The sequence below is a fragment of the Nocardioides ureilyticus genome (assembly GCF_051280745.1).
In the GTDB taxonomy this organism is placed as follows: Bacteria; Actinomycetota; Actinomycetes; order Propionibacteriales; family Nocardioidaceae; genus Nocardioides.
Genome location: NZ_JBNCOG010000002.1, coordinates 34,035 through 61,034, shown reverse-complemented (window position 1 = coordinate 61,034; position 27,000 = coordinate 34,035). Strand labels below are relative to the sequence as shown.

The 27,000-nt window shown below is 72.6% G+C and carries 28 protein-coding genes and 4 tRNA genes; 20 read left to right on the top strand and 12 right to left on the bottom strand.

Going from position 1 to position 27,000, the window contains the following annotated elements; genetic code table 11:
- Positions 1-27: 27 nt before the first annotated feature.
- The 12 genes from ACSMHG_RS01650 (at position 28) to ACSMHG_RS01595 (ending at position 10,084) form a co-directional block, all read left to right on the top strand.
- Positions 28-276: a hypothetical protein gene (locus ACSMHG_RS01650; RefSeq protein WP_435741603.1), complete on the top strand. Its 249-nt coding sequence runs from the start codon at positions 28-30 to the stop codon at positions 274-276.
- Between the two features lie 50 nt (positions 277-326).
- Positions 327-2,621, top strand: coding sequence for a glycoside hydrolase family 3 C-terminal domain-containing protein (locus tag ACSMHG_RS01645; RefSeq protein ID WP_435741602.1), 2,295 nt, complete (start codon positions 327-329; stop codon positions 2,619-2,621).
- Between the two features lie 63 nt (positions 2,622-2,684).
- Positions 2,685-3,626: an ABC transporter ATP-binding protein gene (locus tag ACSMHG_RS01640; protein ID WP_435741601.1), complete on the top strand. Its 942-nt coding sequence runs from the start codon at positions 2,685-2,687 to the stop codon at positions 3,624-3,626.
- The gene (locus ACSMHG_RS01635) at positions 3,626-4,417 is read left to right on the top strand and encodes an ABC transporter permease (protein WP_435741600.1); all 792 of its coding nucleotides are present in this window, start codon (positions 3,626-3,628) and stop codon (positions 4,415-4,417) included. Before ACSMHG_RS01640 ends, ACSMHG_RS01635 begins: the two co-directional genes overlap by 1 nt.
- Entirely contained in the window at positions 4,414-5,217 is an 804-nt protein-coding gene (locus ACSMHG_RS01630) for an ABC transporter permease (protein ID WP_435741599.1), read from the top strand. The genes ACSMHG_RS01635 and ACSMHG_RS01630 overlap by 4 nt, the downstream gene beginning before the upstream one ends.
- A 67-nt stretch (positions 5,218-5,284) precedes the next feature.
- Positions 5,285-5,893, top strand: a complete 609-nt coding sequence (locus ACSMHG_RS01625) for a DinB family protein (RefSeq protein ID WP_435741598.1) — start codon at positions 5,285-5,287, stop codon at positions 5,891-5,893.
- A gap of 10 nt (positions 5,894-5,903) precedes the next feature.
- Entirely contained in the window at positions 5,904-6,098 is a 195-nt protein-coding gene (locus tag ACSMHG_RS01620) for a DUF3046 domain-containing protein (RefSeq protein WP_435741597.1), read from the top strand.
- A gap of 182 nt (positions 6,099-6,280) precedes the next feature.
- A complete protein-coding gene (gene recA, locus ACSMHG_RS01615; RefSeq protein ID WP_435741596.1) occupies positions 6,281-7,330 on the top strand; it encodes a recombinase RecA in 1,050 nt (349 codons plus the stop codon).
- Between the two features lie 54 nt (positions 7,331-7,384).
- On the top strand, positions 7,385-8,020 hold the full coding sequence (locus ACSMHG_RS01610; RefSeq protein WP_435741595.1) for a regulatory protein RecX: 636 nt from the start codon (positions 7,385-7,387) through the stop codon (positions 8,018-8,020).
- A gap of 11 nt (positions 8,021-8,031) precedes the next feature.
- The gene (locus tag ACSMHG_RS01605; RefSeq protein WP_435741594.1) at positions 8,032-8,913 is read left to right on the top strand and encodes a polyphosphate kinase 2 family protein; all 882 of its coding nucleotides are present in this window, start codon (positions 8,032-8,034) and stop codon (positions 8,911-8,913) included.
- On the top strand, positions 8,910-9,707 hold the full coding sequence (locus tag ACSMHG_RS01600; protein WP_435741593.1) for a HipA family kinase: 798 nt from the start codon (positions 8,910-8,912) through the stop codon (positions 9,705-9,707). Before ACSMHG_RS01605 ends, ACSMHG_RS01600 begins: the two co-directional genes overlap by 4 nt.
- Complete coding sequence (locus ACSMHG_RS01595; protein ID WP_435741592.1) at positions 9,704-10,084, top strand: DUF3037 domain-containing protein; 381 nt, start codon at positions 9,704-9,706, stop codon at positions 10,082-10,084. Before ACSMHG_RS01600 ends, ACSMHG_RS01595 begins: the two co-directional genes overlap by 4 nt.
- Before the next feature lie 18 nt (positions 10,085-10,102).
- Here ACSMHG_RS01595 and ACSMHG_RS01590 read toward each other — a convergent pair whose 3' ends face one another.
- From ACSMHG_RS01590 to ACSMHG_RS01570, 5 genes are all read right to left on the bottom strand, one after another.
- The gene (locus tag ACSMHG_RS01590) at positions 10,103-10,801 is read right to left on the bottom strand and encodes a hypothetical protein (protein ID WP_435741591.1); all 699 of its coding nucleotides are present in this window, start codon (positions 10,799-10,801) and stop codon (positions 10,103-10,105) included.
- Between the two features lie 120 nt (positions 10,802-10,921).
- Positions 10,922-11,665, bottom strand: coding sequence for a sirohydrochlorin chelatase (locus tag ACSMHG_RS01585; protein ID WP_435741590.1), 744 nt, complete (start codon positions 11,663-11,665; stop codon positions 10,922-10,924).
- Positions 11,666-11,747: 82 nt separating this feature from the next.
- Positions 11,748-12,494 (bottom strand): phosphoadenylyl-sulfate reductase, encoded by a 747-nt coding sequence (locus ACSMHG_RS01580; RefSeq protein ID WP_435741589.1) that lies wholly within the window; start codon positions 12,492-12,494, stop codon positions 11,748-11,750.
- Positions 12,491-12,691, bottom strand: a complete 201-nt coding sequence (locus tag ACSMHG_RS01575) for a hypothetical protein (protein WP_435741588.1) — start codon at positions 12,689-12,691, stop codon at positions 12,491-12,493. The genes ACSMHG_RS01580 and ACSMHG_RS01575 overlap by 4 nt, the downstream gene beginning before the upstream one ends.
- A complete protein-coding gene (locus ACSMHG_RS01570) occupies positions 12,688-14,394 on the bottom strand; it encodes a nitrite/sulfite reductase (RefSeq protein ID WP_435741586.1) in 1,707 nt (568 codons plus the stop codon). The genes ACSMHG_RS01575 and ACSMHG_RS01570 overlap by 4 nt, the downstream gene beginning before the upstream one ends.
- 349 nt (positions 14,395-14,743) lie before the next feature.
- Between ACSMHG_RS01570 and ACSMHG_RS01565 the strand changes: the two genes are divergently transcribed.
- The gene (locus ACSMHG_RS01565; RefSeq protein WP_435741585.1) at positions 14,744-16,186 is read left to right on the top strand and encodes a glycine hydroxymethyltransferase; all 1,443 of its coding nucleotides are present in this window, start codon (positions 14,744-14,746) and stop codon (positions 16,184-16,186) included.
- Between the two features lie 45 nt (positions 16,187-16,231).
- On the opposite strand, the gene ACSMHG_RS01560 is transcribed toward ACSMHG_RS01565, so the two are convergent.
- On the bottom strand, positions 16,232-17,113 hold the full coding sequence (locus tag ACSMHG_RS01560) for a DUF559 domain-containing protein (RefSeq protein ID WP_435741584.1): 882 nt from the start codon (positions 17,111-17,113) through the stop codon (positions 16,232-16,234).
- 67 nt (positions 17,114-17,180) lie between these two features.
- A complete protein-coding gene (locus ACSMHG_RS01555; protein WP_435741583.1) occupies positions 17,181-18,830 on the bottom strand; it encodes an acyl-CoA dehydrogenase family protein in 1,650 nt (549 codons plus the stop codon).
- 17 nt (positions 18,831-18,847) lie between these two features.
- On the opposite strand from ACSMHG_RS01555, the gene ACSMHG_RS01550 reads away from it, so the two are divergent.
- The 4 genes from ACSMHG_RS01550 to ACSMHG_RS01535 all read left to right on the top strand — a co-directional run bounded on the left by ACSMHG_RS01550 (position 18,848) and on the right by ACSMHG_RS01535 (position 23,497).
- Complete coding sequence (locus ACSMHG_RS01550; RefSeq protein ID WP_435741582.1) at positions 18,848-19,861, top strand: YihY/virulence factor BrkB family protein; 1,014 nt, start codon at positions 18,848-18,850, stop codon at positions 19,859-19,861.
- A gap of 16 nt (positions 19,862-19,877) precedes the next feature.
- The gene (locus ACSMHG_RS01545; RefSeq protein WP_435741744.1) at positions 19,878-20,996 is read left to right on the top strand and encodes a potassium channel family protein; all 1,119 of its coding nucleotides are present in this window, start codon (positions 19,878-19,880) and stop codon (positions 20,994-20,996) included.
- A 47-nt stretch (positions 20,997-21,043) separates the two neighbouring features.
- On the top strand, positions 21,044-21,238 hold the full coding sequence (locus ACSMHG_RS01540) for a hypothetical protein (RefSeq protein ID WP_435741581.1): 195 nt from the start codon (positions 21,044-21,046) through the stop codon (positions 21,236-21,238).
- A 1,071-nt stretch (positions 21,239-22,309) separates the two neighbouring features.
- Complete coding sequence (locus ACSMHG_RS01535) at positions 22,310-23,497, top strand: phospholipase D-like domain-containing protein (protein ID WP_435741580.1); 1,188 nt, start codon at positions 22,310-22,312, stop codon at positions 23,495-23,497.
- 31 nt (positions 23,498-23,528) lie between these two features.
- On the opposite strand, the gene ACSMHG_RS01530 is transcribed toward ACSMHG_RS01535, so the two are convergent.
- From ACSMHG_RS01530 to ACSMHG_RS01510, 5 genes are all read right to left on the bottom strand, one after another.
- On the bottom strand, positions 23,529-23,807 hold the full coding sequence (locus ACSMHG_RS01530) for a hypothetical protein (RefSeq protein ID WP_435741579.1): 279 nt from the start codon (positions 23,805-23,807) through the stop codon (positions 23,529-23,531).
- A 42-nt stretch (positions 23,808-23,849) separates the two neighbouring features.
- Positions 23,850-23,975, bottom strand: a complete 126-nt coding sequence (locus ACSMHG_RS01525) for a hypothetical protein (protein ID WP_435741578.1) — start codon at positions 23,973-23,975, stop codon at positions 23,850-23,852.
- A gap of 207 nt (positions 23,976-24,182) precedes the next feature.
- Positions 24,183-24,257, bottom strand: a tRNA-Val gene (locus tag ACSMHG_RS01520).
- Between the two features lie 16 nt (positions 24,258-24,273).
- Positions 24,274-24,347, bottom strand: a tRNA-Cys gene (locus tag ACSMHG_RS01515).
- 43 nt (positions 24,348-24,390) lie between these two features.
- Positions 24,391-24,463 (bottom strand) — tRNA-Gly (locus tag ACSMHG_RS01510).
- 148 nt (positions 24,464-24,611) lie between these two features.
- On the opposite strand from ACSMHG_RS01510, the gene ACSMHG_RS01505 reads away from it, so the two are divergent.
- The 3 genes from ACSMHG_RS01505 to ACSMHG_RS01495 all read left to right on the top strand — a co-directional run bounded on the left by ACSMHG_RS01505 (position 24,612) and on the right by ACSMHG_RS01495 (position 26,942).
- Positions 24,612-25,433: an aminotransferase class IV gene (locus ACSMHG_RS01505; protein ID WP_435741576.1), complete on the top strand. Its 822-nt coding sequence runs from the start codon at positions 24,612-24,614 to the stop codon at positions 25,431-25,433.
- 92 nt (positions 25,434-25,525) lie between these two features.
- Positions 25,526-25,597, top strand: a tRNA-Val gene (locus tag ACSMHG_RS01500).
- A 199-nt stretch (positions 25,598-25,796) separates the two neighbouring features.
- Positions 25,797-26,942, top strand: coding sequence for an outer membrane protein assembly factor BamB family protein (locus ACSMHG_RS01495; RefSeq protein WP_435741575.1), 1,146 nt, complete (start codon positions 25,797-25,799; stop codon positions 26,940-26,942).
- Positions 26,943-27,000 lie beyond the last annotated feature (58 nt).

The window sequence follows — 27,000 nt, the reverse complement described above, 5'->3', positions numbered from 1 at the left end:
GCTGGCCAGGATGGGTACCGGCCCGGCATGACCGACGAGCGACACGACCAGTCCGGCCAGTCCGGCCAGTCCGAGGACCCGAGGGTGGAGCGTCGGGCCGAGCTGCTGCCCGAGGAGGAGACGGCGGGCGGGAGCGCGGACCGCGAGGCGCAGGCGGAAGCGATCCTCGAGGAGTCCGACCGGCGCACCGAGGACCCGGAGGGCACGCAGGAGGAGTTCGGGCAGACCGGCCCCCGCACCTCCGAGCAGGCGAGCCACACCCCGACCGGGGCGTGAGGAGCTCCGCGCTTCTGTAACGCGTTGCAGGTCACGTCGTTGGCCACGGCGTGACCCGTCCTCGCCGCACCCTCCTCACCTCCAGGCTCACCCCCAGGCTCATCTCCGGGCTCGCGTCGTTGCTGGGCCTGCTCGGCGCAGCGCTCACGGCCCTGCCGCCGCTCGCCCCGGCGGGGGCCGTCGCCGACGGCCCGTGCGCCGCGTGGATGGACCGGTCGAAGAGCCCCTCGGCGCGGGCCGACGCCCTGGTCCGCGCGATGGACCTGGACCAGAAGCTGCACATGGTGACGTTCGGCAACCCGCCCTGGGTGACCTACTACGGCACCGCCGGGCACGTGACGGCGATCCCTGAGCTGTGCGTGCCCGACCTGGTGCTGAGCGACGCGGGCTCCGGTGTGGCCGGGCTCCAGATCGCCACGACGGTCTTTCCCTCGGGAGTGGCGCAGGCGTCGACGTGGGACCCGGCCCTCCAGCGGCGCCTCGGACGGGCCATCGGTGCGGAGGCGCACCGGAAGGGCATCAACGTGATGCTGGCTCCGGGCATGAACATCGCGCGGACGCCGGTGCTCGGCCGCAACTTCGAGTACTTCGGCGAGGACCCCTACCTCGCCTCGCGCACCGCGGTGTCGGTGATCAACGGGATCCAGGACAACCCCGTCCTCGCCGACGCCAAGCACTACGCGGTCAACAACCAGGAGACCGACCGGATGACGGTCGACGCGCGCGTCGACGAGCGCACCATGCGGGACATCTACCTCCCGGCGTTCGAGGCCTCGGTGAAGGAGGCGAACGTCGGCTCGGTCATGTGCGCCTACAACCGGGTCAACGGGCCGTACGCGTGCGAGAACCGGCCGCTGCTCACCAAGATCCTCCGCCGCGACTGGGGCTTCGACGGCTTCGTGGTCTCCGACTGGGGCGCGGTCCACTCCACCGTCCCGTCGGTGAAGGCCGGCCTCGACCTGGAGATGAACGTCTTCGACTTCCCGGCCCAGCTCACGCCGATCTTCGGGGCGGGGAGCCGCTACTACGGCGCGGACTCGCTCAAGGCGGCGCTCCGCGACGGCAAGATCAAGCCGTCCCACATCAACGGCATGGTCCGGAACATCGTGCGGCCCATGTTCGAGCACGGGCTCTTCGAGGACCCCGTCAAGCCCGGCCTGGACCCGTACCTGCGTGACGCCACCACCCCCGAGCACCTCGCCGTCGCGCGCGACGTCGCCGCCGAGGGGACGGTCATGCTGAAGAACCGCCGCGACCTCCTGCCGATCGACGAGACCGAGACCGGGACCACGGGCGCCGCTGGCGGCGCCGGTGGCCGGACGATCGCGGTGATCGGCTGGGCGGCGAACCCGATCGGCGCGGCGAACGCGACCTCGGGCGGCGGCTCCTCCCACGGCTCCGGCCTCCCGCCGAGGGTGGTCTCGCCGCTGGAGGGCATCCAGCGCCAGGCCCGGGCGCACGGCGACCGGGTGATCTACGTGGAGGGCTCCTCGGGCCTCGACGCACGGCTCGCCGCGAGCGTGGCCGACGTGGTCGTCGTGGTCGCCACCGACGGTTCGACCGAGGGCGCGGACCGGCCTGACCTGGGCCTGCGCCCCAGTGTGTGCGTCGCTGTCTTCTGCAGCGCCATCCCGATCGAGCAGGAGGCGATGATCGAGGCGGCGGTCGAGGCGAACCCGCGCACCGTGGTCGTGCTGGACGTGGGCGGCCCCGTCCGGATGCCGTGGCTCGACAAGGCCGGAGCCGTCCTGGTGCCGTGGTACGGCGGCCTCGAGCACGGCAACGCCCTCGCCTCGGTGCTCTACGGCGAGCGCGAGCCCGGCGGGCGGCTTCCCCAGACCTTCCCGCGCTCCGAGGGGCAGGTCCCGTTCACCCAGCAGCAGTACCCCGGCCGGGACGGCAAGGCGGTGTACTCCGAGGGGCTCCTCGTCGGCTACCGCTGGTACGACGCCAAGCGCGAGCGCCCGCTGTTCCCCTTCGGCTTCGGCCTCGGGTACACGACGTTCCGCTACTCCGACCTGTCGGTGCGCCGTGCAGGGAAGGGCGCCTCGGTCAGCTTCCGGGTCCGCAACACCGGCGACCGGGTCGGCTCCGACGTGCCGCAGGTCTACGTCGCCGCACCGCGGCGTGCCGGCGAGCCGCCGCGCCAGCTGAAGGGGTTCGAGAAGGTCGAGCTCCAGCCGGGTGAGTCGACCAGGGTCCGGATCACGCTGGACCGCCGTGCCTTCGCGCAGTGGGACCCGCGCCGGGACCGGTGGAAGGTCACCCCCGGCCGGCACGGGATCGCGGTGGGTCCGCACTCGCGCGACCTCCGGCTCCGCGGAGCGGTCCGGCCACGCGGCTGAGGGCTCCGGGCCGGCCCGGGAACCCACCTGCGCCCGCGCCGCACCGGGCATAGGGTGCCGCTCGTGACGCAGGAGTCGATGGTCTCGGCCCGCGGGCTGCGCAAGTCGTTCGGCGACTTCGAGGCGGTGCGGGGCATCGACGTCGACGTACGCCGCGGCGAGGCCTTCGGCTTCCTGGGCCCCAACGGCGCCGGCAAGTCCTCGACGATGCGGATGGTGGCCGCGGTCTCGCCGGTCAGCGGTGGCGAGCTGCGGATCCTCGGGATGGACCCCGCGACCGACGGCCCGGCCATCCGCGGCCGGCTGGGGGTGTGCCCGCAGGAGGACACCCTCGACCTGGAGCTGAACGTCCGGGACAACCTCTACATCTACGGCCGCTACTTCGGCATCCCGAAGAAGGAGGTGCGCGAGCGGGTCGACGAGCTCCTCGAGTTCGTGCAGCTCACCGAGAAGGCCACCGCCAAGGTGGAGGACCTCTCGGGCGGCATGAAGCGCCGGTTGACCATCGCCCGCTCGCTGGTCAACCGGCCCGACCTGCTCCTCCTCGACGAGCCCACGACCGGCCTCGACCCGCAGGCGCGGCACGTCCTGTGGGACCGGCTGTTCCGGCTCAAGCAGGCGGGCGTCACCCTCGTCCTCACGACCCATTACATGGACGAGGCCGAGCAGCTGTGCGACCGGCTCGTCGTGATGGACAAGGGCCTGGTCGTCGCGGAGGGCTCGCCGCTGGACCTCATCCGCGAGCACTCGACCCGCGAGGTCGCCGAGCTCCGGTTCGGGGTCGCGGACGAGGGAGCGGGGCACGACCGGCTCGCCGCGCAGGTCGAGGACCTGGGGGAGCGGGTGGAGGTGCTGCCCGACCGGCTCCTCGTCTACAGCGCCGACGGCGAGGAGGTCGTGGCCAAGACGCACGAGCGTGGGCTGCGGCCGGTGGCCACCCTCGTGCGCCGCTCCACCCTGGAGGACGTCTTCCTGCGGCTCACCGGCCGGACGCTGGTGGACTGATGGCCGGGCTCCCTCTCGGCACGGGCATCGGCCGGCAGGCCGACTACTGGTGGACCGTCTACCGGCGCACCTGGCGCGGCTCCCTGGTCTCCTCGTTCCTCGCCCCGATCTTCTACGTCGTGGCCATGGGCGTCATCCTCGGCGGCTTCATCGAGGGCGACCCGGACGAGCTCGAGGGAGCCACGTCGTACCTCGCCTTCGTCGTGCCCGGCCTTATCGCTGCGCACGCGATGCAGACGGCGGTCGGCGAGACCACCTACCCCGTCATGGGCCTGATCAAGTGGCAGAAGGTCTACGACTCGATGCTCGCCACGCCGCTGCAAGTGCCGCACCTGGTCGGCGCGACGTTGGCGTTCGTCGGCTTCCGGCTCGTGACGACCTGCGCGGTGTTCACAGCCGTGCTGGCGCCGTTCGGGGTCTACGAGTCGTGGTGGGGCCCGTTCCTCGCCTTCCTCGCGCAGGTGCTGACAGGGATGGCCTTCGCCGGGCTCGTCTACGGCTTCACCGCCCGGCTCCGCTCGGAGTCGGCGTTCGGGGTCCTCTTCCGGCTGGTGGTCTTCCCGCTGTTCCTCTTCTCGGGCGCCTTCTTCCCGGTCGACAACCTCGGCGCGCTCGGGTCGTGGATCGCGCGGCTCACCCCGTTGTGGCACGGCGTGAACCTGTCGCGCATGTTCGCCCTCGACAACGTCACGTGGTGGCTGGCAGCGGTCAACACCTCGGTCCTGCTCGCGCTGTGCGTGGTCGGGTGGTTCTGGTCGGTCTCCGGCCTGCAGAGACGGCTGGTCGCATGAGCCTCTCCGTGCCGCGACCCTCCGGCTCACCCCTCACCGGGTCCCAGGCGCTGCGGTTGCTGGTGCTGCGCAACTACCTGGTCTTCCGACGCGCCTGGAAGATCTTCCTCACCGGCTTCCTCGAGCCGGTCTTCTACCTGCTCTCGATCGGCATCGGCGTCGGTCAGCTGATCGACTCCTTCGAGTTCAACGGGGAGACGGTGCCGTACGCCGCGTTCGTCGCGCCCGCGATGCTCGCGGCCTCGGCGTTCAACGGCGCGTTGCTGGACTCGACGTACAACGTCTTCTTCAAGCTCAAGTACGACAAGCTCTACGACCAGATCCTCGCCACGCCGCTCACGACCGGCGACATCGCGCGCTCGGAGATCGTCTGGGGACAGCTGCGTGGGGGGTCGTACTCCGCGGCGTTCCTGCTCGTCATGCTGGCGATGGGGCTGGTCGACTCGTGGTGGGCGCTGCTGGCGCTGCCGGCGGCGCTGCTCATCGGGTTCGCCTTCAGCGCGGTCTGCATGGCGCTGACCACCTTCATGACGAGCTGGCAGGACTTCGACAAGGTCACGCTGGTGCAGGTGCCGCTGTTCCTCTTCTCGGCCACGTTCTTCCCGATCACGGCGCTGGACGGCTGGCTGCGGTGGGTCGTGGAGTGCACACCGCTCTACCGCGGCGTCGTCCTCTGCCGTGAGCTGACGACCGGCGCGGTGTCGTGGGCGTCGGTGGTCTCGGTGGTCTACCTGGTCGCCATGGGCGCGGTCGGCCTGCTGGTCGTGCGCCGGCGGCTCGACGCGCTGCTGCTGACCTGACCGTGCCTCACCGGCGATCGGCAGGATCCGTGCGGTGCCCGCGCCCGGGACGGTGGAGGATGGCGCCGTGGGCACCTCGAACGGCGTCGAGCCGGACACGAAGGACTGGACCTGGGTGCTGCGTCGCCCCTGCCCCGACTGCGGCTTCGCGGCCTCGGCCGTGGTGCGGGAGGAGATCGGTGCGCGTGTCCGTGAGAACGCCGCCGTCTGGGCAGCGGTCCTGGAGGACCAGGCGGCCACCCGGCGCCCCGCACCGGGCACGTGGTCGGTGAGCGAGTACGCCTGCCACGTCCGCGACGTCCACGGGGTCTTCGGCGAGCGCCTGGCGCTGATGCTGTCCGAGGACCGGCCACGGTTCCCGAACTGGGACCAGGACGCGACGGCGGTCGGCGCGCGCTACGACCTGCAGGAGCCCGGGACCGTGCGCGCCGAGCTGCTCGCCGCCGCCCGGACGGTCGCGGCCGCCTACGACGCCGTGCCCGCGGCCGGGTGGGCCCGGAGCGGCGTGCGCACGAACGGCAGCGAGTTCACGGTCGAGACCCTCGGCCAGTACCACCTCCACGACCTCGTCCACCACGTGTGGGACGTCCGTGATGCGGTTCGACGCTCCGGCCCCGTCCCGGCCCCCGGGGCCGGCGGCGACCCCGCGGGTGGGGCACGCCCGCCCCGGCGGTGATGATGGAGGCATGCGACACACGGAGTTCTGGGCGCGTCTCGAGCATGCCTTGGGCGCCACCTACTACCGCACCTGGGCGGACCAGTTCGTGATGGCCGACCTCGGTGGCCGGACCGCACGGGAGGCGCTCGACGCCGGGGTGCCACCGAAGCAGGTGTGGGCGGCGGTGTGGGCCGCGCTCGAGCTGCCTGCGTCGGAGCGCTGACGCTCGTTCGCGCCCGGCGTGGCGGCGCGGCTCGAACACGTGTTCGGGCTAGGTTGGTCGCACAGGCATGACGCGGGCCGAGGTGGTCCACAGGCGTCGACCGCGCTGACCAGGCGTTGTCGGTGGCTCGTCCTAGCGTCGTCGACGTGCCTGCAACCCGACGAGAGACAAGGAAGAACACCATGGCTGGTGGAGACCGCGACAAGGCGCTGGACGCAGCGCTCGTCAACATCGAGCGGCAGTTCGGCAAGGGCTCGGTCATGCGCCTGGGCGACGAGACCCGCGCGCCCCTCGAGGTGATCCCGACCGGGTCGATCGCGCTGGACGTCGCCCTCGGCCTGGGTGGGCTGCCGCGCGGCCGTGTGGTGGAGGTCTACGGCCCCGAGTCCTCCGGAAAGACCACGGTCGCCCTGCACGCGGTCGCCAACGCCCAGCGCGCCGGCGGCATCGTGGCGTTCATCGACGCCGAGCACGCGCTCGACCCGGAGTACGCCAAGGCACTCGGCGTCGACACCGACGCGCTCCTCGTCTCCCAGCCGGACTCCGGCGAGCAGGCCCTCGAGATCGCCGACATGCTGATCCGCTCCGGCGCGCTCGACCTGATCGTGATCGACTCGGTCGCCGCGCTGGTGCCCCGCGCCGAGATCGAGGGCGAGATGGGCGACAGCCACGTCGGCCTCCAGGCCCGCCTGATGAGCCAGGCGCTGCGCAAGATGACCGGTGCGCTGAACAACTCCAAGACGACCGCGATCTTCATCAACCAGCTCCGGGAGAAGATCGGCGTGATGTTCGGCTCGCCCGAGACCACGACCGGTGGCCGGGCGCTGAAGTTCTACTCCTCGGTCCGGCTCGACGTGCGGCGCATCGAGACCCTCAAGGACGGCACCGACATGGTCGGCAACCGCACCCGGGTCAAGGTGGTGAAGAACAAGGTCGCCCCGCCCTTCAAGCAGGCGGAGTTCGACATCATGTACGGCAAGGGCATCAGCCGCGAGGGCGGCCTGATCGATGTCGGTGTCGAGGCCGGTCTCGTCCGCAAGGCCGGTGCCTGGTACACCTACGAGGGCGACCAGCTCGGGCAAGGCAAGGAGAACGCGCGGAACTTCCTGCGCGACAACCCCGACCTGGCCAACGAGCTGGAGAAGAAGATCCTCGAGAAGCTCGGCGTCGGTCCGACGGTCGACCAGGAGGCCGACCTGCCGGCTGCGCCGGTCGGCGTCGAGGACTTCTAGATCTCGACAGGCTCGATCACCGAATCTCGACAGGCTCGATCACCGAGGTGACCGATGAGTGAGGCGTGCTCGGAGGACCGGCCGGCCCCCGACTGGCTGGGTGACGTCGGTGCCGGGGTGGACGCGTGGACCCGGCGCGCGTCCACGCCGGCACCACCGCCGGAGGACGCGGTCGCGGCCGGGCCCCCGGCGGATGCCGAGGCGGTCGCGCGCAAGATCCTGCTCGACCAGCTCACCGGGCAGGCCCGCTCCCGCAAGGAGCTCGCCGACAAGCTCGCCGCCAAGGACGTCCCGGTCGACCTCGCCACGCGGCTCCTGGACCGCTTCGAGGAGGTGGGGCTGGTCGACGACGCGGCCTTCGCCCGCGCCTGGGTGGGGAGCCGGCAGCCCGGCAAGAAGCTGGCCCGGCGAGCCCTGGCCCAGGAGTTGCGCCGCAAGGGTGTCGACGACGAGGTCGCCCGCGAGGCGCTCGACGAGATCGACCCGGCGGCCGAGGAGGAGGCTGCGCGCGCCCTGGTGCGCAAGAAGCTGCGCTCCCTGGCCCGCGTCGACGACGTCACCGCCACGCGTCGACTCGTCGGGATGCTCGCTCGCAAGGGCTACGGCTCCGGGCTCGCCTTCGCCGTCGTGCGTGAGGAGCTCAGCGCGGCCGGTCGCGACGAGGCAGAGGGGATCGACCCGGCGTCGTGAATGATGGGGCCATGTCCGACTCCAGCGCGCACCAGGTCCACCGGTCCGACCACCCGCTCCGAGTCTCGGCGGGCCGGGTCGACCTCCGGGCGTACCCCACCGACGCGACGCCGGACTTCACGGGCGGCAAGACGGAGGGCAAGGAAGCCCTCGCAGACCTCGGCTCTCCTCTCGCCGAGCTGCAGGAGCGGCTCTTCGCGCAAGGGCGGGCCGGCGCGCCGGCGCCGCAGCGGAGCATCCTGTTGGTGCTGCAGGGCATGGACACCTCGGGCAAGGGCGGCACGCTGCGGCACACGGTCGGGCTGATGGATCCGCAGGGGGTCCGCATCACCTCGTTCAAGGCGCCGACCGAGGAGGAGCAGGCCCACGACTTCCTGTGGCGCGTGCGGCGCGCACTGCCCGAGTGCGGCTACGTCGGGGTCTTCGACCGGTCGCACTACGAGGACGTCCTCATCCACCGCGTCCGCGAGCTGGCACCGGCGGAGGAGATCGAGCGTCGCTACGGCGCCATCGTCGATTTCGAGCGGGAGCTGGTCGACCGGGGCACGGTGGTCGTGAAGTGCCTGCTCCACATCTCGCCCGAGGAGCAGCGCGAGCGCCTGCTCGCGCGGCTCGACAAGCCGAGCAAGCACTGGAAGTACAACCCCGGTGACGTCGACGAGCGTGCTCTGTGGCCGGCCTACCGCGAGGCCTACGAGCTCGCCGTGGAGCGCACCCACAGCGACCACGCGCCGTGGTACGTCGTGCCGGCCGACCGCAAGTGGTACCGCAACCTCGCCGTCGGTCGCCTGCTGCTCGAGGTGCTGACCCGGTTGGACCCCCAGTGGCCCGCGGCCGACTTCGACCCGGAGTCCGAGCGCCGACGGCTGGTGGCGCAGGGACCGGTCACGTGACCGGTCTGCCGTTGGTCTCGGTGACCCGCTACGTCACGCCGCTGCGCGAGGGCGGGAGCCTGCCGGGCATCGTGGAGGGCGACGACCTCGGCACCTACGTCTGCAAGTTCCGCGGCGCGGGGCAGGGCCTGCGGGTGCTCGTCGCCGAGGTGCTCGCCGCCGAGCTGGCCCGCCGGATCGGCCTGCGCACGCCGCGACTGGTCGCGCTCGACCTGGACCCGGAGATCGCGCGGTACGAGGCCGACGAGGAGGTGCAGGAGCTCCTGGTCGCCAGCGTGGGGCTCAACCTCGGGGTGGACTTCCTGCCCGGCTCGTTCGGCTACGACGGCGAGGTCGGCGGCGCCGGCGCCGACCTGGCGGCGAAGGTGCTGTGGCTCGACGCGTTCTGCGCCAACGTGGACCGGAGCTGGCGCAATCCCAACCTGCTCGTGTGGCACGGTGAGCTCTGGGTCATCGACCACGGCGCCTCGCTGTACTTCCACCACGGCTGGCCCGGGGGTGCGCTGGAGCGGGACGGGGCGGCGGCGCGCTTCGCCGCTCAGCCGTGGAGCATGGACGACCACGTCCTGGCTGCGCACGCCGCCGCACTGCCGGCGGCGGACGCCGAGATCACGCGGCTGCTGCAACCGGAGGACCTGCCCGCCGTGGTGACTGCGGTGCCCGACGAGTGGCTCGAGCCGGTCCCCGGTGCGAGCACCCCGGAGGCGGTGCGTGCGGCGTACGTCGAGTTCCTCACGGCCCGCCTCGCGACCCGCACGTGGCTGCCGGCGCCGGCCGAGGGGATGGACCGATGAGTCGCCTGGCCTACCAGTACGTCGTGCTGCGGTGCGTGCCGCGCGTCGACCGGGAGGAGTTCGTCAACGTGGGCGTCGTCCTGTACTGCCAGTCGGCCGACTTCCTCCAGGCCTCGTGGCACGTCGACCGGGACCGGCTCCTGGCCCTCCACCCGCGCCTGGACGTCGACCAGGTCTGCGACGCGCTGGGTTTCGTGGAGGCGGTCTGCACGGGTGAGCCGCGCGGCGGCGCCGCTTCCGGCCATGCAGCCGGGCAGCGCTTCGGGTTCCTCAAGGCCCCCAAGAGCACCGTCGTCCAGCCGGGTCCGGTCCACGGCGGCCTCACGACCGACCCGGCCCGCCAGCTCGAGCACCTGAGGCAGGCGCTCGTGGGCTGACGGGCCGGGGGAGAGGCCTCAGTAGGCGCGCTTGGTGGCGATGTAGGTCGGGCTGGTGCTGGTGGCGAACCCGCCGCCCGCCGGCACGACGACGCGGTAGTGAATCTTGCCGCCGACCCTGGCGGGGGCCTTGACCCGTGCGGTGAAGGCGCTCTTGGCGTTGGTGCGGACCACGGAGAACTTGGTCCACTTCTTGCCGTTCTTGCGCTGGACGACGACCTTCTTCTTCTTGTAGCCGGGCTTGACCTTGCCCTCGATCAGCAGCTTGCCGCTCCGCTCGACCGGCTTGGTGCCCAGGTCGCGCTGGACCTTGAGGCCGGCGCTGTCCTCGGTGGGGGCGTAGGTCTCGTCGCCGGCGTAGAGCACGCGGTAGGTCGCGTTGCCCTTGGCCTTGATCGTCTCGTACAGGTAGGCCGAGTCCGAGGAGGCCACGGTCACCCAGCCGGACTTGCCGGCGAGCTTCCGCTGCACGGTCAGGCCGCCGTTGAAGACCCGCTCGCCGGAGGTCGTCTCGACGTTGATCTGCAGCGACACCGAGTCGTTGAACTTGGGCGCGCCGGGCTGGGTGCGGTAGCTGGAGGGCTCGAGCCAGGGCTCACCGGACGCCCCCACGATCCGGGTCGCCTCGGCCGCGGTGGCCGGCGTGGCGGTGAGGGCGCCCGCAGGGGCGAGGAGGGTGGCAGCGAGGGTGGCGGTCAGGAGGCGTCGTGCGCGCAAGGTCGTTCCCGTTCTAGGTCGTGGCGGTGCGCGACCCGAGCGGGTCGCGGACGGAACCTTCCCCGCTCGCCACGTCCCAAACGGGAGATGAGAGGTCTCTTTCCTCTCGCCCCGACCGGCCTAGACCGGGACCAGCTCGACGGCGCCCACGGCGTACCGCGCCAGGACCGTGCGGGCCACCTCCGGATGGGCGCCGAGCGGCTCCGAGACGGCCACGGCCCCGGCCTCGAGGGCCAGCTCGGCGGCCCGGTCGGGGAGGAAGCCGGGCGCGAGGAAGAGCGAGGCGACCGCGATGTGGCGGCGGCCCTCGGCGCGGAAGGCCCGCACCGCCTCCCCGGCCGCGGGAGGGGCGGCCGAGGCGAAGGCGGCGGTCACGGGGAGCTTGTGGTGGCTGCCCCACAGTCGGGCCATGCGGGCCACGGACTGGTTGGCCAGCGCGTCGCTCGAGCCGGCGGCCGCGAGCACGAGCGCGTCGAGCTCGCGGACCCGCGCACGCTTGAGCGCCTCGCGCATCCGCACGTCGAGGACCTCGAGGAAGCACGGCTCGAGGCCGAGGACGGAGGTGACCCGGACCTTGAGCTGGGGGTGGCGCTCGACGACCTCGGCGACCGCGCGGGGCACGTCGACGGTCGCGTGGTAGGCCTCGGTGAGCAGGAGGGGGACGACGACGATCTCGTCGTACCCGGCGCGGACCAGCTTGTCGACGACCTTGCCGAACGTCGGCCGCGACAGCTCGAGGAACGCCTGCTCGACGCGGAGGTCGGGGCGCATGGCGCGCACCTCGTCGACGAGGGCGGTGATGGTGGTTGCGGAGCGCGGGTCGCGACTTCCGTGGGCCAGCGCCACGAGGGCAGGAGCGGTCACGGTGTGGACCTCCTTGGGAGCGGTGCGGTGACGAGGTGGTGCCCGACCACGCTGTCGGGGAGGGTGCGAGGGGGGAGCGGGCTCACGAGTGGATCCCGCACTCGGTCTTGTTGGTCCCGGCCCAGCGGCCGCTGCGCGGGTCCTCGCCGGGCGCGACGCGCCGGGTGCACGGCGCGCACCCGATGGAGGGGTAGCCGTCGTAGACGAGCGGGTTGACGAGCACGCCGTTCTCGGCGATGTAGCGCTCCATCTGCTCGTCGCTCCACCGCGCGAGCGGCGAGACCTTGACCTTGCCCTTCTTGGCGTCCCAGCCGATGACCGGCGCGATCACGCGGTTGTGGGTCTCCGCGCGGCGCAGGCCGGTGGCCCAGGCGTCGTAGCCGCTCAGCCCCTCGGCGAGCGGTTGGACCTTCCGCAGCTTGCAGCACAGGTCGGGGTCGGTCTTGTAGAGGTCCTTGCCGTGCGCGGCGTCCTGCTCCGCGACGCTCTGCACGGGCGTGATCGTGAGCAGGTTGACGTCCATCGTCGCCGAGACGGCGTCGCGGGTGCCGATGGTCTCGACGAAGTGGTAGCCGGTGTCGAGGAAGACGACGTCGATGCCCGGCACGACCGTGGAGGCGAGGTGCGCCAGCGCCGCGTCGCCCATCGAGGAGGTGACGCAGAACCGTTCGCCGAAGGTGGCGGCGGCCCACTCGATGATCACCTCGGCCGGGGCGAGCTCGAGCTCGGCGCCCCAGTGCGAGACCAGCTCGCGCAGCTCCTCCGGGGTGCGGCCCTCGGTCTGGATGCCGCGGGAGTTGCGTGCGGTCGTGGTCGCTGCGGCGCTCATTCGGTCACTCCCGTGCTCGACGTGCCCGGCCGGACGAGGCCGAGCATCCGCAGGGAGAAGGCCCGCAGGCACGAGCGGCATTCCCAGGAGCCGTGCGGGGAGGTGACCTCGCCGTCCTCGCCGAGGACCTCGTGCGGGCGCAGGTCCTCGTCACCGCAGAACGGGCAGTGGTACGGCGTGCCGGCCCGCTCGGTCATGACGGGCTCGCCGCCAGGGTGCGGTCACCGCGCAGCAGGTCCTCCTCGGCCCGGTGCACCCAGGTGGAGAACGACTCACCCTCGGCGCGGTCGGCGAGGTAGTTCGTGACCACGCTCGCCACGTAGTCGTCGAGGCCGGCGCTGGTGACCTTGTGCGCGCGCAGCTTGCGCCCGAAGTTCGCCCCCAGGCCGGTCGCGCCGCCGAGGTGCACCTGGAAGCCCTCGACCTGCTCGCCCTCGTGCATGACCAGCTGGCCCTTGAGGCCGATGTCCCCGACCTGGGTGCGGGCGCACGCGTTGGGGCAGCCGTTGACGTTCACGGTGATCGGGGTGTCGAGGTCCGGGAAGCGCTGCTCGAGCTCGGCGACGAGCCGGCGGGCCCGCTCCTTGGTGTCGACGATGGCCAGCTTGCAGAACTCGATGCCGGTGCAGGCCATGGTGTTCCGGCGCCAGTTCGACGGGCGGGCGGAGAGGCCGATCTCGTCGAGCTCGGCGACCACCTGCTCGACGCGCTCGGGGTCGACCCCGATCAGGACGATCTTCTGGTACGGCGTGAGGCGGGCGCCGGCGACGCCGTGCTCGGCCATGAGGTCGGCGAGGCGGACGAGCATCGTGCCCGAGACCCGGCCGGCGGTCGGCGCGACGCCGACGTACTTCTTGCCGTCCTTCTGGTCGTGCACGCCGACGTGGTCGCGGTGCCCCACCGGTGACTCCGGCGAGGGGTTGGAGACGAGGGCCCGCTGGAGGTACTCGGTCTCGAGGACCTCACGGAACTTCTCCACGCCCCAGTCGGCGACCAGGAACTTCAGCCGGGCCCGCGAGCGCAGGCGGCGGTAGCCGTAGTCGCGGAAGATGGAGGCGACGCCCTCCCAGACGTCCGGGACGTCGTCGAGCGGGATCCACACCCCGAGCTTCTGGGCGAACATCGGGTTCGTCGACAGGCCGCCACCGACCCACAGGTCGAACCCGGGGCCGTGCTCGGGGTGCACCGTGCCGACGAAGGAGACGTCGTTGGTCTCGGGGGAGACGTCGTGGCCCGGGTGGCCGGTGACGGCCGTCTTGAACTTCCGGGGCAGGTTGGAGAAGTCGGGGTTGCCGATGTAGCGGCGGAAGATCTCGTCCAGTGCCGGGCTGCCGTCGATGATCTCGTCGGTGCTGACCCCGGCCACCGGCGAGCCCAGGAACGGGCGGGGGGAGTCGCCGCAGGCCTCCAGCGAGCTGAGCCCGGCCTCGTCGAGCCGCTCCCAGATGGTGGGCACGTCCTCGACGCGGATCCAGTGGTACTGGATGTTCGCGCGGTCGGTGACGTCGGCGGTGTCGCGGGCGAAGTCCTGCCCGATCGTGCCCAGCGCGCGGACGGCGGCGGGGGAGAGGAGCTGGCCGTCGGAGCGGACCCGCAGCATGAAGTAGCGGTCGTCGAGCTCCTCCTCCGGCACCGTGGCGGTCTTGCCGCCGTCGAAGCCGGGGGCGCGCTGGGTGTAGAGCCCCATCCAGCGGAAGCGCCCGCGCAGGTCGGCGGGGTCGATGGAGTCGAAGCCGCGCTTGGAGTAGATGTGGAGGATGCGCGCCCGCACGTTGAGCGGGTTGTCGTCCTTCTTGGACTGCTCGTTCTTGTTTAGCGGCTCGCGGTAGCCCAGGGCCCACTGGCCCTCACCGCGCTTGGGGCGGGGGCGGGGTGCCGGTCGGCTGGTGGTCTCGGTCACGGGCGTGTCCTTCGCGCTGGTCCGCGCAGGCCCTCGGGGCGGCGCGGGTGGGTGATCGGTCGGGCGTCGTCAGCGCTGGCGACACATCATGCTGCGGGTGCGCCCGAGGTCCACGTGGCGGCGGACCACGAGGTAGGCGTGCGTTGCAGCGGAGACCATGACGTGGAGTCTCAGTCCTCGGACGGCCGTCCCACAAGACGAAATCCCATGATGTGGACTCGCTGTCCGACATGTGGACGACGACGCCGCGTTCCCCGCCTGCGCCGGGGTGCGATGGGGTGCACGTCACACCTGTCCAGCGCGGCCCGACGAGTGGGGCGCGGCCCACGGCGTCACTAGGGTGGTGCCCATGACGGACGCCTCCCGACTCGCCAGCAGCGCCTACTCGCAAGCCCTCGAGCTGATCGCCTCGGTCGAGCCGCGGATCGCCGAGGCGACCCGTCAGGAGCTGGTGGACCAGCGCGCGTCGCTCAAGCTCATCGCGAGCGAGAACTACGCCTCGCCGGCCGTCCTGATGACGATGGGCACCTGGTTCAGCGACAAGTACGCCGAGGGCACGGTCGGCCACCGGTTCTACGCCGGCTGCCAGAACGTCGACACCGTCGAGGCGCTGGCCGCCGAGCACGCTCGCGAGCTGTTCGGGGCCGAGCACGCCTACGTGCAGCCGCACTCGGGCATCGACGCGAACCTCGTCGCCTTCTGGTCGATCCTGGCCCACCGGGTGGAGGGCCCCTGGCTGGAGCGGGCGGAGAAGAAGAACGTCAGCGAGCTCACCGAGGAGGACTGGGAGGCGCTGCGCAAGGAGCTCGGCAACCAGCGGCTGCTCGGCATGAGCCTCGACGCCGGGGGCCACCTGACGCACGGCTTCCGTCCGAACATCAGCGGCAAGATGTTCCACCAGCAGCAGTACGGCACCGACCCGACCACCGGTCTCCTCGACTACGACGCGGTCGCGGCGAAGGCCCGCGAGTTCAAGCCGCTGGTGCTGGTGGCCGGCTACTCGGCGTACCCGCGGCGGGTGAACTTCGCGAAGATGCGCGAGATCGCCGACGAGGTGGGCGCGACCCTCATGGTCGACATGGCCCACTTCGCGGGCCTGGTCGCGGGCAAGGTCTTCACCGGCGACGAGGACCCGGTGCCGCACGCGCACGTCGTCACCACGACCACCCACAAGTCGCTGCGCGGCCCGCGCGGCGGCATGGTGCTGGCCACGGCGGAGTACGCCCCGAGCGTCGACCGCGGCTGCCCGATGGTCCTCGGTGGCCCGCTCTCCCACGTGATGGCCGCCAAGGCCGTCGCGCTCGCCGAGGCACGCCAGGACTCCTTCCGCGGCTACGCCCAGCAGGTCGCCGACAACGCGAAGTCGCTGGCCGAGGGCTTCCTCACCCGCGGGGCGGACCTGGTCACCGGTGGCACCGACAACCACCTCGTCCTGCTCGACGTCTCTTCGTTCGGACTCACCGGCCGGCAGGCGGAGTCGGCCCTCCTCGACGCAGGGGTCGTGACCAACCGCAACTCCGTCCCGAACGACCCGAACGGCGCCTGGTACACCTCCGGCATCCGGCTCGGCACGCCGGCGCTCACCACGCGCGGCTTCGGGCACGACGAGTTCGACCGGGTCGCGGAGCTGATCGTCGACGTGCTGCGCAACACCGAGGCCGGCACCACCAAGGCCGGCGGCCCGTCGAAGGCGTCGTACGCCCTCGGTGACGGGGTGGCGGACCGGGTCAAGGCCGCCTCCGCCGAGATGCTGGACAAGCACCCGCTGTACCCGGGCCTCGAGCTGAGCTGAGCTGACGGTCTGCGGGCGTACCGACCTGCGCAGCCGCCCTGTGCCTCAGGCGGCGGGGCAGCGCGAGCAGCCCACTTCGGTACGTCGGGCGGTCACCGCGCGGAGGACCGCCCGCACGTGGTCGGGGTCGTGCATCACGTCCTCCCAGGCGAACCGGAGCACGACCCAGCCGTCAGCGACGAGAAGGTTGTAGCGACGGGCGTCGCGACGCAGCGCCGCGCGGTCCCCGTGCCACTCGAAGGAGTCCGCCTCGAGCACGATCCGGAGTCGGCGGTCGACGAGGTCGGGGCGCGCCCACGGCGTCACCGAGGTGATCAGTCGCTGGGGTTCGACCTCCAGTCCGTCGATGCCGAGGGCGATGGACCGGAGCACCGACTCGAACGGGTTGGCTGCCTCCGCCCGTGCCTGCGCCGCGAGGGCGCGGACCCGCGCTGCCCCGGTGCCGCGGGCGAGTCGGCCTGCGCGGCGCAGCGCCGCGAGGTCGCCGGCGCGAGCGGCGGAGTCTGCGACGGCCAACGCCTCGTCGTGCGGCAGCGAGCGAAGGCACTGGACGAGGGTGACGTCCTTGGTCGTGGCGAGCCCGTCGACGACGTCGTCCGGGGGGTGGGTGGCCCGGTGGATCACGGCGGACCCGCGCTGCTCGGCGGAGAGCCTTCGGTTCTTCGGGACGGCGACGTGGGGGCGTTGCGGCACCGTCTTGACCGCCCATCCGTGGTGGAGGGCGGCGCTTGTCAGGCAGAGGACGCCGCTCAACGCGTGAGCGGTGGCGACCGCGGTGTCGGTCGAGGAGAGGGCGTACCTGTCGCGCGCCATCCGGACGACGGCGCCGGTCCGTAGCGCACGGTCCAGCTCCGACCGGCTGACGACGGCGAGGAGCTGCGCCCGGGTGGCGACTCCGCCGAGCGCGGTCAGGACGTCCTCGAGCACCCTGCCAGACTGACGCAGGAGCCGACTCGGCGTCGGCGGTCATCCACAGGGGTCGCCCGCCCCGCGCTCAGGGGGCCGGCGTCGTCCGCTCGACGAGGGCGCGCAGGTCACCGCCGGTGAGCGCGCCGTAGGTGCCGTCGTAGGACCCGCCGAGGCGCGAGGCGCAGAAGACGTCGGCCACCTCGGCCGGTGCGAACCGGACCAGCAGCGAGCCCTGCAGCACCGCGGCCATCCGGCCGGCCAGGCGGCGGGCGCCGACCTCGAGCTGGGCCGGGTCCCCGAGCAGCGAGCCCAGCATGTCGAGCACCTGGTCGATCGACCGGTCCAGCCGGCTGTCGGCGCCGCGGGCGAGCCCCACCTCGGTGATCCAGGCGTCGAGGGCCTCGGGCTCACGGCCGAGCGCGCGGAGCACGTCGAGCGCGTTGACGTTGCCCGAGCCCTCCCACACCGAGTTCAGCGGCGCCTCGCGGTAGAGCAGCGGCATGACCGACTCCTCGACGTAGCCGTTCCCGCCGAGGCACTCCAGGGCCTCGGCGACCATGCCCGGGGTTCGCTTGCAGACCCAGAACTTCGCCAGCGGCAGCGCGATGCGCCGCAGCGCCGCCTCGTGGGGGTCGTGCGGCGCGTCGACGGCGGTGGCGAGCCGCAGGGCGAGCGCGGTGGCCGCTTCCGACTCGACCGCCAGGTCGGCCAGGACGTTCTGCATGAGCGGCTTCTCGGCGAGGGTGGAGCCGAAGGCGGAGCGGTGGGCGGCGTGCCACGACGCCTCCGAGACCGCTCGGCGCATCAGCCCTGCCGAGCCGAGCACGCAGTCGAGCCGGGTCGCGGCGACCATCTCGATGATGGTGCGGACGCCTCGCCCCTCGTCGCCCAGCCGGATGGCGACGGTCCCGTCCAGCTCCAGCTCCGAAGAGGCGTTGGAGCGGTTGCCCAGCTTGTCCTTGAGCCGCACGACGTCGAGCTGGTTGCGGGTGCCGTCGGGGAGGACCCGCGGCACGACGAAGCAGGTCACGCCGCCCTCGGCCTGGGCGAGCACGAGGAAGACGTCGTTCATGGGGGCAGAGGTGAACCACTTGTGGCCGTGCAGCGTGTAGCTGCCGTCCGACGTGGGCCGCGCCTGGGTGATGTTGGCCCGGACGTCGGACCCGCCCTGCTTCTCGGTCATCCCCATGCCGGCGAGCGCGCCGAGCTTCTCCGACGGTGCGCGGAGGCGGGGGTCGTACGTCGTGGAGGCCAGCAGCGGCGTCCACTCCTTGGCGAGCGCGTCGTCGGCCCGGAGCGCCGGCACCGCGGCGTACGTCATCGAGATCGGGCAGCCGTGACCGGGCTCGGTGTGCGACCACGCGAGGAAGCCGGCCGCGCGGCGCAGGTGCGCGTGCGCGGCCCCGGCCTCCTGCTGCTCCCAGGGGGCGGCGCCGAGGCCGTGGCCCACGGCGCGCTCCATCAGCCAGTGCCACGACGGGTGGAAGGCGACCTCGTCGATCCGGTTGCCGTACCGGTCATAGGGGGTCAGCCGCGGGTGGAACTCGTTCGCGAGCTGCCCGTGCTCGCGCGCCTCGGCGGAGCCCGCCTCGGCGCCCAGGGGGAGGAGGTCGTCGAGGACCTCCTGCGAGCCGTGCCGGACGACGGCCTCGGTCAGGGCGCGGTCGGCCGCGACGACGTTGTGACCCACCAGCGGCGGCGCCTGGTTCGTGGTGACCCGGATCTCGGTACGCATGTGGTTACCGTAGGCCCATGGACCCGTCGACCGGGCCTCGGACGTCGGGGCGGCGGGCACGCCCCGCGGCGGGCCACCACCCCGGGGGCAGGGGTGGCGCCGGTACGGGCGCGGGCTGGCTCGGCCGCGCCCGGGACACCGTGTGGCGCCTGCTCGTGACGACGGTCGGGTCGTGCCTGCGCTACCGGGTCACCGGGCTGGCCGCCGAGGGCGCGTTCTTCGCCGTGCTGTCGGTCCCGCCGCTGATCTTCGCGATGGCCGGCGCCATCGGCTACGTCACCGACCGCTTCACCGCCGCGCAGATCGAGGACGTGCGACAGGCGGTGCTCGACCTCTCCCGCGAGCTGCTGACCGAGCAGGCGGTCACGAGCATCATCGAGCCGACCATGGAGGACGTGCTCGAGGGCGGTCGCTTCGACGTCATCTCGCTCGGCTTCGTCCTGGCGCTGTGGTCCGGGTCGCGGGCGCTCAACGTCTTCGTCGACACCATCACGATCATGCACGGGCTCGGGGGGCACCGCGGGATCATCAAGACCCGGGCGCTGTCGTTCGTGCTCTACGTCCTGGCGTTGCTGACCGGGATGTTCTCCATCCCGCTGATGGTGGCCGGACCGTCCCTCGTCGCCGACGCGCTGCCCCCTGCGCTGGACTTCCTCCTGCGCTTCTACTGGCCGGCCGTGTGCATCGTCTGCATCTGCTTCCTCGCGACGCTCTACCACGTCTCCGTGCCGGTCCGGACCAGCTGGAGCTTCAACCTGCCGGGTGCGACCTTCTCGCTCGTCGCGTGGATCCTCGGCTCCTACGCCCTGCGCTGGGTGCTGACCGTCACGGCCGCGGACTCCAAGTCGATCTACGGCCCCCTCGCCGCGCCCATCGCGGTGCTGCTGTGGCTCTACATCGTCGCGATCGCCGTGCTGATCGGCGCGGCCGTGAACGCCGCCTTCGACGCCGTCTTCCCCCAGAAGGCGACCGCCCGCGCCCGGCTCGAGCTGGTGACCCGCCTGCGCCACCTCGCGGCCAAGGAGAGGTAGGTTGCCCCGCGTGCCGATGGACCCCGAGCCCGCACCGGGCGTTCCCCGGTCGCCGGACCCCTCGGCGCAGCACCGCGGTCGCAGCAGCCACGTGTCGCTGCCGGAGCGGAACCGGTCGCCGTGGTGGGAGCTCGGGCGGCGCCTGCTGGCTGCCCTCGGGATCCTGGTCGGCACGGTGCTGATCGTCTACCTGGACCGCGACGGCTACCAGGACGGCAACGACCCGGACAACGTCATCAGCGTCATCGACGCGATCTACTACACCACCGTCACGCTCTCGACGACCGGGTACGGCGACATCGCGCCGGTCACCGACACGGCCCGGATGATCAACGCGTTCGTCATCACCCCGGCCCGGATCGCGTTCCTGGTGCTGCTCATCGGCACCACCCTCGAGGTCCTGGCCTCGCAGGGGCGCGAGCAGTTCCGGGTCGCCCGCTGGAGGAGGAAGATGGGACACCACGTCGTCGTCGTCGGCTACGGCACGAAGGGCCGCAGCGCGGTCGACACGCTCGTCAACAACGGCCTGTCGCGGGACAGCGTGGTGGTCGTCGACCCCAGCCCGCTGGCGTTGCAGGACGCCCACGCCGACGGTCTCGCGGTGGTCACCGGCGACGCCACCCGCCGCGAGGTGCTCCGTCGCGCCGGGGTCGCGGAGGCGGAGCAGGTCATCATCACCACCGACCGCGACGACTCCAACGTCCTCGCCACGCTCACGGTCCGGCAGCTCAACCCCGACGCCTGGATCGTCACGGCGGTGCGGGAGCAGGAGAACGCCCCGCTGATGAAGCAGTCCGGGGCGAACTCGGTGATCACCTCCTCCGACGCCGTCGGGCGGCTGCTCGGGCTCTCGACCGTGTCGCCGGCGCTGGGCTCGGTCCTCGAGGACCTGCTGTCCTACGGTGACGGGCTGGAGGTGGCCGAGCGCGACCTCCTCGTCTCCGAGGTGGGCCGGCAGCCGCAGTCGCTCCCGGACCAGGTGATCGCAGTGGTCCGCGACGAGAAGGTCTACCGGTACTTCGACCCGGTGGTCACGCTCCTCGCCCGCGGGGACCGGCTCATCGTCGTCCGGCCCGCGAGGGAGCTGCCGTGGGCGCCGCGGCCGGGCACGCACAACGAGGACGTCGCCGAGTAGGCCCCTGCGGGTCGAACACCTGTTCGATCCTCGCCTATCATCGGGGCATGTCCACTCCGTCGCGCCACTGCTGGGTGGCGGACGGCTCCGGCGGTGGCGCCCGGCGGCCGGGCCTGCTCGTCGAGTGGCGGCAGACGCCCTCGGGCTGGGAGGGCCGGGTGGTGTACGGCGCGCTGCTGCGGCCCGGCGTCTGGGGCCTGGTCGAGGAGTGGCTCCCCGCGGCCCGGCTCACGCCGCTGTGAACGGCGACCCGTCACGGGTGGCCGCGCGAGCGGACGTGGACATGGGTCGAGCCGCCGGCGTCTCGGGTCGCCAGCGGCTCGACGAGCTCGACAGTACCGCCGCCGCCCAGGCGGCGGGCGCGGAACGGCGGAGACGGCCGGCTTCCGCCGGAGGTGGACTGGACCGGTGCGGCACGCCGGCGCGGGGGACGTCCGCGGCGACGGCCCGATCGACCATGCGCATGGCCCGTTCGGGCCATGGAGGTCGACCTCGTCGGTGGTGTCGCAGGTCACAGGCGCTCGTCACCATGGACGGACTGCCTCGGTTCGTTGGGGGAGGGCGGGGCTGTGGGTCCCGGGACGCCATCATCACGTGAATGGCGTCCCGGGAGACCCGCGTCGGCGGCCGGGGCGGTGGCTGCGGCCAGGCCGGTCCAGACCGGCGCCGCTGTGAGCAGGACCGCACGGAGCCGCCGTACCCCCGGCGCGTCGGGCTCGTTGGACACGACAACGCACCGTGCGTCTATGGGGGTCGCACGGTACGTGGGACCTTCCGAGCAGCATCGCTGCAGCACCAACCCCGGGGACCGGCCGAACACGGAACGGCCGCCTCCGGGACCGCTGCGTCGTGGTGCCGCGCGATGGATGGTGCCGGGCGACCGGTCGGGGTGGCCGGACGACCAGCACCGCGTCATCGTTGAAGGTGGACCGGCCCGGGGACGCCGCTGCCCCCGGGCCGGTTCCGTTTTCCCGTGAGCCGGCCGGGGAACCGGACCCCCATGCCCGACATCGGCCTCCCCGCGATCCTCCTGCTCCTGATCGGCCTCCCGCTCGTCGTGTGGGCGGGGGTCTCCGTGCTGCGGCGGCGCTGAGCCGGACGCCCCACCCGGCGCGAGCCCGCAGGGTCCTCGCTCCCTCCGGCCGTCGGCGCCGGGCACGGCACGAGCGGCTGAAGGGCTGAAGGGCGGCGGTGGGTCACCGAACCCGTCCACGGAACGTGAGGAGCCCTTCACCCGCGTGTCATCCGGCTCCCATCCGGGCTCCCTAGGTTCGGCCCGAGGGTCGCAGGTCGCGGCCCCGTGAAGGAGACCCGTGAGTCGAGTCGCCCGTGCCGTCCTGCCCGCCGTCGTGGGAGTCGTCCTCGCAGCCGCCGCGGTGCTCGCCGGCTCGGTCGTCGCGCCGGCGCCCGCGGGGCCGACCGCCGACGCTCCGCCGTCCGAGGCTCCGGTGCAGGCGGCCGTCGAGCGCCGTACGGCGGAGCCCGCGCCGACGGCAGAACCGGTCTTCTCGACCCCCGGTGACGGGGCGGTGCGCGCGAGGATCACCCGCCTGCTGAGGCGTACGCCGCCGGGCGGCACCGTGCGGGCCGTGACCTGGACCTACGACGACCCGCACTGGACCCGTGAGCTGCTCCGGGCCCACCGCCGCGGGGTGACGGTCCGGCTGCTGGTCGGTGGGATCGCCTGCGGCGAGCCGGAGCTGCGTCGCCTGCGGGCCCGGCTCGACCGGCCGTCCTACGCCCGATGCGTGCGGGCCGCCGCGCGGGGGGCGTCGAGGTTCGGCGGTGCCCCGACCAACCTGCACCAGAAGTCCTGGACGTTCACCCGCTCCGGGGATGACCGCTGGGTGAGCGTGGTGACCTCCGCGAACCTGGCCCGCGGCGCCCAGCGGGCCCAGTTCAACGACGCGGTCGTCCTCCGCGGGCGGCGCGACCTGCACGACCGGCTCGCTCGGATCTTCGAGCGCCAGGCGCGCGACCGTGCGGTGGGGCGGCCCTTCCGCCACTACCGGCTCGCCGACGCGGCGCTGATCTTCGGGCCCTGGAACTCGCCCCGGCAGACCGATCCCGTGCTCCGGCGGATCGCGGCGCTCCCGGCGCGGGGGACCACCATCCGGGTGGCGATGTCGAACTGGCAGGACCCACGGGGCGTGCGGATCGCCCGGGTCCTGGCCCGCAAGGAGGAGCGGGGCGCCGAGGTCCGGGTGCTGGCGAGCCGCCCATTCGACCACCGCGTCCGGGTGACGCTGAGGGAGGCGGGCATCACCGTGCGCCGCGGCCACTTCGGCCCGGACCGCTACCACCACCTCAAGGTGATGACCGCCGCGTACGACGTCGACGGCAGGCGGCACCACCGGGTGTGGACCGGCTCGGAGAACTGGTGGTCGCCCTCGCGGGGCCACGACGAGGTCGTCCTGCGGCTCGACGGCCGTGCCGTCCACGACGCCTACAGCTCGTTCCTGGACGGCATCGGCCGTGAGGAGGGGAGACAGCGGGGCTGAGGACGACCTCAGCCGCGGTCGCCCGCCGCGGTCAGCGGTTGACCAGCTTGAAGAAGGTGGAGTCCTCGCCGCTGGCCTTCTGCGCCTGGTAGAGGAAGGCCAGGTCGTTGTCGTCGAAGGTCTCGAACCACTCCTCCCAGCCGATGTGCTCGAGCTGGTCCTCACCGGCGCCGCCGGGGAAGTCGATGCGCAGCACGCCGGTGCCCTCGCCGCCCTCGGTGCCGCGGACCCGGGCGGGCTTGCCGTCGTGCTCCTCGACCCAGCTGCGGATCTCGTCGTGGTCGGTGGTGGTGTGGCTCTCGGAAGCCATGGGTGCTCCTCTCGGTCGGTGTTGCGTGGTGGGTGGTGGTCGTCAGGCGGCCTCGCGGACCGGGCGGGCGGTCCCGCCTACGGCGTACGGCGCCGGGAGCCGCGGCAGGGTGGCCACGACGTCGGGTCGACGGTCGCGGCCGATCACGACGACGGAGGGCGGGACCACGACACAGCGCGGGTACCCGGCTGTGCGCCCTCCATGCGGCGGGGTCGGCGGCGCACCGCGTCGACCGGCTGGTCCATCGGACTGGTGGCCACGTCCATCGGACTGGTGGCCAGTGGGCCCGGGGGCGTCCAGTCCCGCCAAGCACCCATCAGGCGGGCAACGACAAAACGGTCCCTCGCCTGCATCGCAGGTGAGGGACCGTCTCCATGGTGGGCGATACTGGGTTTGAACCAGTGACCTCTTCCGTGTCAAGGAAGCGCGCTACCACTGCGCCAATCGCCCGGGTCTGGAGTTGTGATGGAGGTGGGTACGGGATTTGAACCCGTGTAGACGGATTTGCAGTCCGTTGCCTCGCCTCTCGGCCAACCCACCGTGGAGGTCCTCCATGGAAGGACCCGGTGGAAAGACCTCTCCGAGCGGACGACGAGGCTCGAACTCGCGACCTCAACCTTGGCAAGGTTGCGCTCTACCAACTGAGCTACGTCCGCTTGCTTCCGGCCGGGGCCGGCGTGCGACAGGAACAGTAGCCGATGCCCACGGGGCCGCAAAATCCGGGTGTCCGGGGCGTGGCGCGGGGGCGTCGGGGCCGCCACCACGGCGGCCGTCCGCCCCGCTCGCCTCCCTAGAGTGACGCCCATGCACGCCTGGATCGACGGTCACCTGCTGCCCGACCCGACCGCTCCCGCGGTGGCGGTGAGCGACCACGGCTTCACCGTCGGCGACGGTGTCTTCGAGGCGGTCAAGGTCGTCGACGGGCAGCCGTTCGCACTCGAGCGGCACCTCCAGCGCCTGGTGCGCAGCGCCGAGGGGCTCGGCCTGCCCGACGTCGACCTCGAGGCCGTACGCCGGGGGGTCGCGGCGGTGCTGTCGCCCGAGCGGCTGCCGCTCGGCCGCCTGCGGATCACCTACACGGGTGGCCCGGCGCCGCTGGGTTCCGGTCGGGTCGACGGGCGGCCGACGCTGGTCGTGGTGGCCGACGAGCTGGCGCCGAGCCCGGCGACCACCCGGGTGGCGACGGTGCCGTGGCCGCGCAACGAGCGCGGGGCGCTGGCCGGCCTCAAGACCACGTCGTACGCGGAGAACGTCGTCGCCCTGGCCGAGGCCCGCCGTCGCGGCGCCACCGAGGCGGTCTTCGCCAACGTCGCGGGGAACCTCTGCGAGGGCACCGGCTCCAACGTGTTCTACGTGGTCGACGGCGAGCTCCGGACCCCCACGCTGGCCAGCGGGTGCCTCGCAGGGGTGACCCGGGGCCTCGTGCTCGAGTGGTGCGGCGGTCGCGAGGTCGACGAGCCGGTGGAGACCGTGCAGCGGGCCAGCGAGGTCTTCCTCGTCTCCACGACCCGCGACGTCCAGGCCGTGTCGCACTGGGACGACCGCGAGCTCCCGGCCCCGGGACCCGTGACGAGGGAGGCGGCCCGGGTGTGGCGCGAGCGGGAGCCGGAGCTGCTCGGCCGCTGAACGGGTCGGCGCGGATCGGCCCGGATCGGCCGGTTGGGACCCGCGGGCGGGCATGGGCTACAGTTTCCGCCGCACCTGATGGGTGCAGGCACGGGCGATTGGCGCAGTGGTAGCGCGCTTCGTTCACACCGAAGAGGTCACTGGTTCGAACCCAGTATCGCCCACCGTCGACGAGCGGCGCCCGGTCCGGGCGCCGCTCGCGCTGTCTCGGGGCGGGCGGTCTCGGGGCGCCGCCTGCCATTCCTTGTCCGTCGGCTCGGTTTCTTGTCCTTCGGCCCCGTTTGTGGGTCGTGCGCGCCGGGCAGGGGTGGGAACCACCCCCCCCGCGGCACGATGCGCGCACGGAATCACTGGAGTCGACCCTTGAAGCTCTTCCGCACGGCCCTCCTGCTCCCGTTGGTGACCGCCCTGGTCCTCGCCGTCCTGGCGCCACCGGCCCATGCTCGGGCCCTCCGTCCGACGCCGGACCGCTCGGTCTCGTTCGACGGCGCGGTGGAGGCGATGGCGGTCCGCGGGTCGACCGTCTACGTCGCCGGCATCTTCCGGCACGCCCTCCGCGGTTCCGAGAAGGTCGCCCGCAGGCACGTCGCGGCGGTCGACGCCCGGACCGGCCGGCTGTTGCCGTGGCGGGTGCGGGTCAACGGCCCTGTGCACACCGTCGCCGTCTCCCGCGGCCACGTCTACCTCGGCGGCGAGTTCACCAGGGTCGGGCGTCGGGCCGTGGCCGGCGTGGCCCGCGTCTCCGCGGAGACCGGGAAGGTCGACCGCCGGTTCCGCCCGCGGGTGAGCGGCGCGGTCCACGCCTTCGCCTTCGTCAAGCACCGTGTCTTCCTCGGCGGCGAGTTCAACGCCGTCAACGGGCAGCACCGCACCCGGCTGGCGGCCGTCACCCGCAAGGGGGCCTTGAAGGCCTGGTCCCCGCGTGCCGACAACACGGTCCAGGTCCTCCGTGCGCGCGACGGGCGGGTCTACGCCGGTGGCCTGTTCGGCGCGATCAACGGGAACGACGCGCACGGCTACCTGGTGGCGCTGAGCAAGCGCACCGGCGGCGTGGTGCGGGCCTTCGACGCCGAGCTGCCCGTGCCGGCCCTCGACTTCCGCTTCGCCGGGCGACGGCTCGTCGTCGCGGGCGGGGGGCGGGGCGGTCGCCTCACCGTCCTCGGCGGCAACGGTGCGCACCGGTGGACCACCACCTTCGACGGCGACGCCGCTGCGGTGCAGGTCTTCGACCGGAGGATCTACGTCGGCGGCCACTGGGAGTACCTGTGCTCCTCCAACCGCGTGGCCGAGTCGAACGGCGACTGCCTCGACGGCAAGGTGCACCGGCCGCGGCTGGCCGCGTTCCGGATGAACGGGGAGCGGACCCAGTGGGCGCCGCACCCGGACTCGGTGGAGGGCGTGTGGGCGCTGGGCTCCTCGGCCGGCCGGCTCGTCGTGGGCGGGAACTTCGACCACTTCCGCGACGGGGCCGTCACGCAGCGCAAGCTCGCGTTCTTCTCGCGCGGCTGACCGTCCGCGGCCGCCGGGTCGATATCGGCGAGAGGCCGAGGGGTTGCGGTCGATACGA

Coding starts and splice junctions, on each gene's coding strand:
- ACSMHG_RS01650 (WP_435741603.1), top strand. CDS start 28: ATGACCGACGAGCGACACGACCAGTCCGGCCAGTCCGGCCAGTCCGAG.
- ACSMHG_RS01635 (WP_435741600.1), top strand. CDS start 3,626: ATGGCCGGGCTCCCTCTCGGCACGGGCATCGGCCGGCAGGCCGACTAC.
- ACSMHG_RS01630 (WP_435741599.1), top strand. CDS start 4,414: ATGAGCCTCTCCGTGCCGCGACCCTCCGGCTCACCCCTCACCGGGTCC.
- ACSMHG_RS01620 (WP_435741597.1), top strand. CDS start 5,904: ATGCGACACACGGAGTTCTGGGCGCGTCTCGAGCATGCCTTGGGCGCC.
- recA (WP_435741596.1), top strand. CDS start 6,281: ATGGCTGGTGGAGACCGCGACAAGGCGCTGGACGCAGCGCTCGTCAAC.
- ACSMHG_RS01610 (WP_435741595.1), top strand. CDS start 7,385: ATGAGTGAGGCGTGCTCGGAGGACCGGCCGGCCCCCGACTGGCTGGGT.
- ACSMHG_RS01605 (WP_435741594.1), top strand. CDS start 8,032: ATGTCCGACTCCAGCGCGCACCAGGTCCACCGGTCCGACCACCCGCTC.
- ACSMHG_RS01595 (WP_435741592.1), top strand. CDS start 9,704: ATGAGTCGCCTGGCCTACCAGTACGTCGTGCTGCGGTGCGTGCCGCGC.
- ACSMHG_RS01580 (WP_435741589.1), bottom strand. CDS start 12,494: ATGAGCGCCGCAGCGACCACGACCGCACGCAACTCCCGCGGCATCCAG.
- ACSMHG_RS01575 (WP_435741588.1), bottom strand. CDS start 12,691: ATGACCGAGCGGGCCGGCACGCCGTACCACTGCCCGTTCTGCGGTGAC.
- ACSMHG_RS01565 (WP_435741585.1), top strand. CDS start 14,744: ATGACGGACGCCTCCCGACTCGCCAGCAGCGCCTACTCGCAAGCCCTC.
- ACSMHG_RS01555 (WP_435741583.1), bottom strand. CDS start 18,830: ATGCGTACCGAGATCCGGGTCACCACGAACCAGGCGCCGCCGCTGGTG.
- ACSMHG_RS01550 (WP_435741582.1), top strand. CDS start 18,848: ATGGACCCGTCGACCGGGCCTCGGACGTCGGGGCGGCGGGCACGCCCC.
- ACSMHG_RS01545 (WP_435741744.1), top strand. CDS start 19,878: ATGGACCCCGAGCCCGCACCGGGCGTTCCCCGGTCGCCGGACCCCTCG.
- ACSMHG_RS01540 (WP_435741581.1), top strand. CDS start 21,044: ATGTCCACTCCGTCGCGCCACTGCTGGGTGGCGGACGGCTCCGGCGGT.
- ACSMHG_RS01530 (WP_435741579.1), bottom strand. CDS start 23,807: ATGGCTTCCGAGAGCCACACCACCACCGACCACGACGAGATCCGCAGC.
- ACSMHG_RS01505 (WP_435741576.1), top strand. CDS start 24,612: ATGCACGCCTGGATCGACGGTCACCTGCTGCCCGACCCGACCGCTCCC.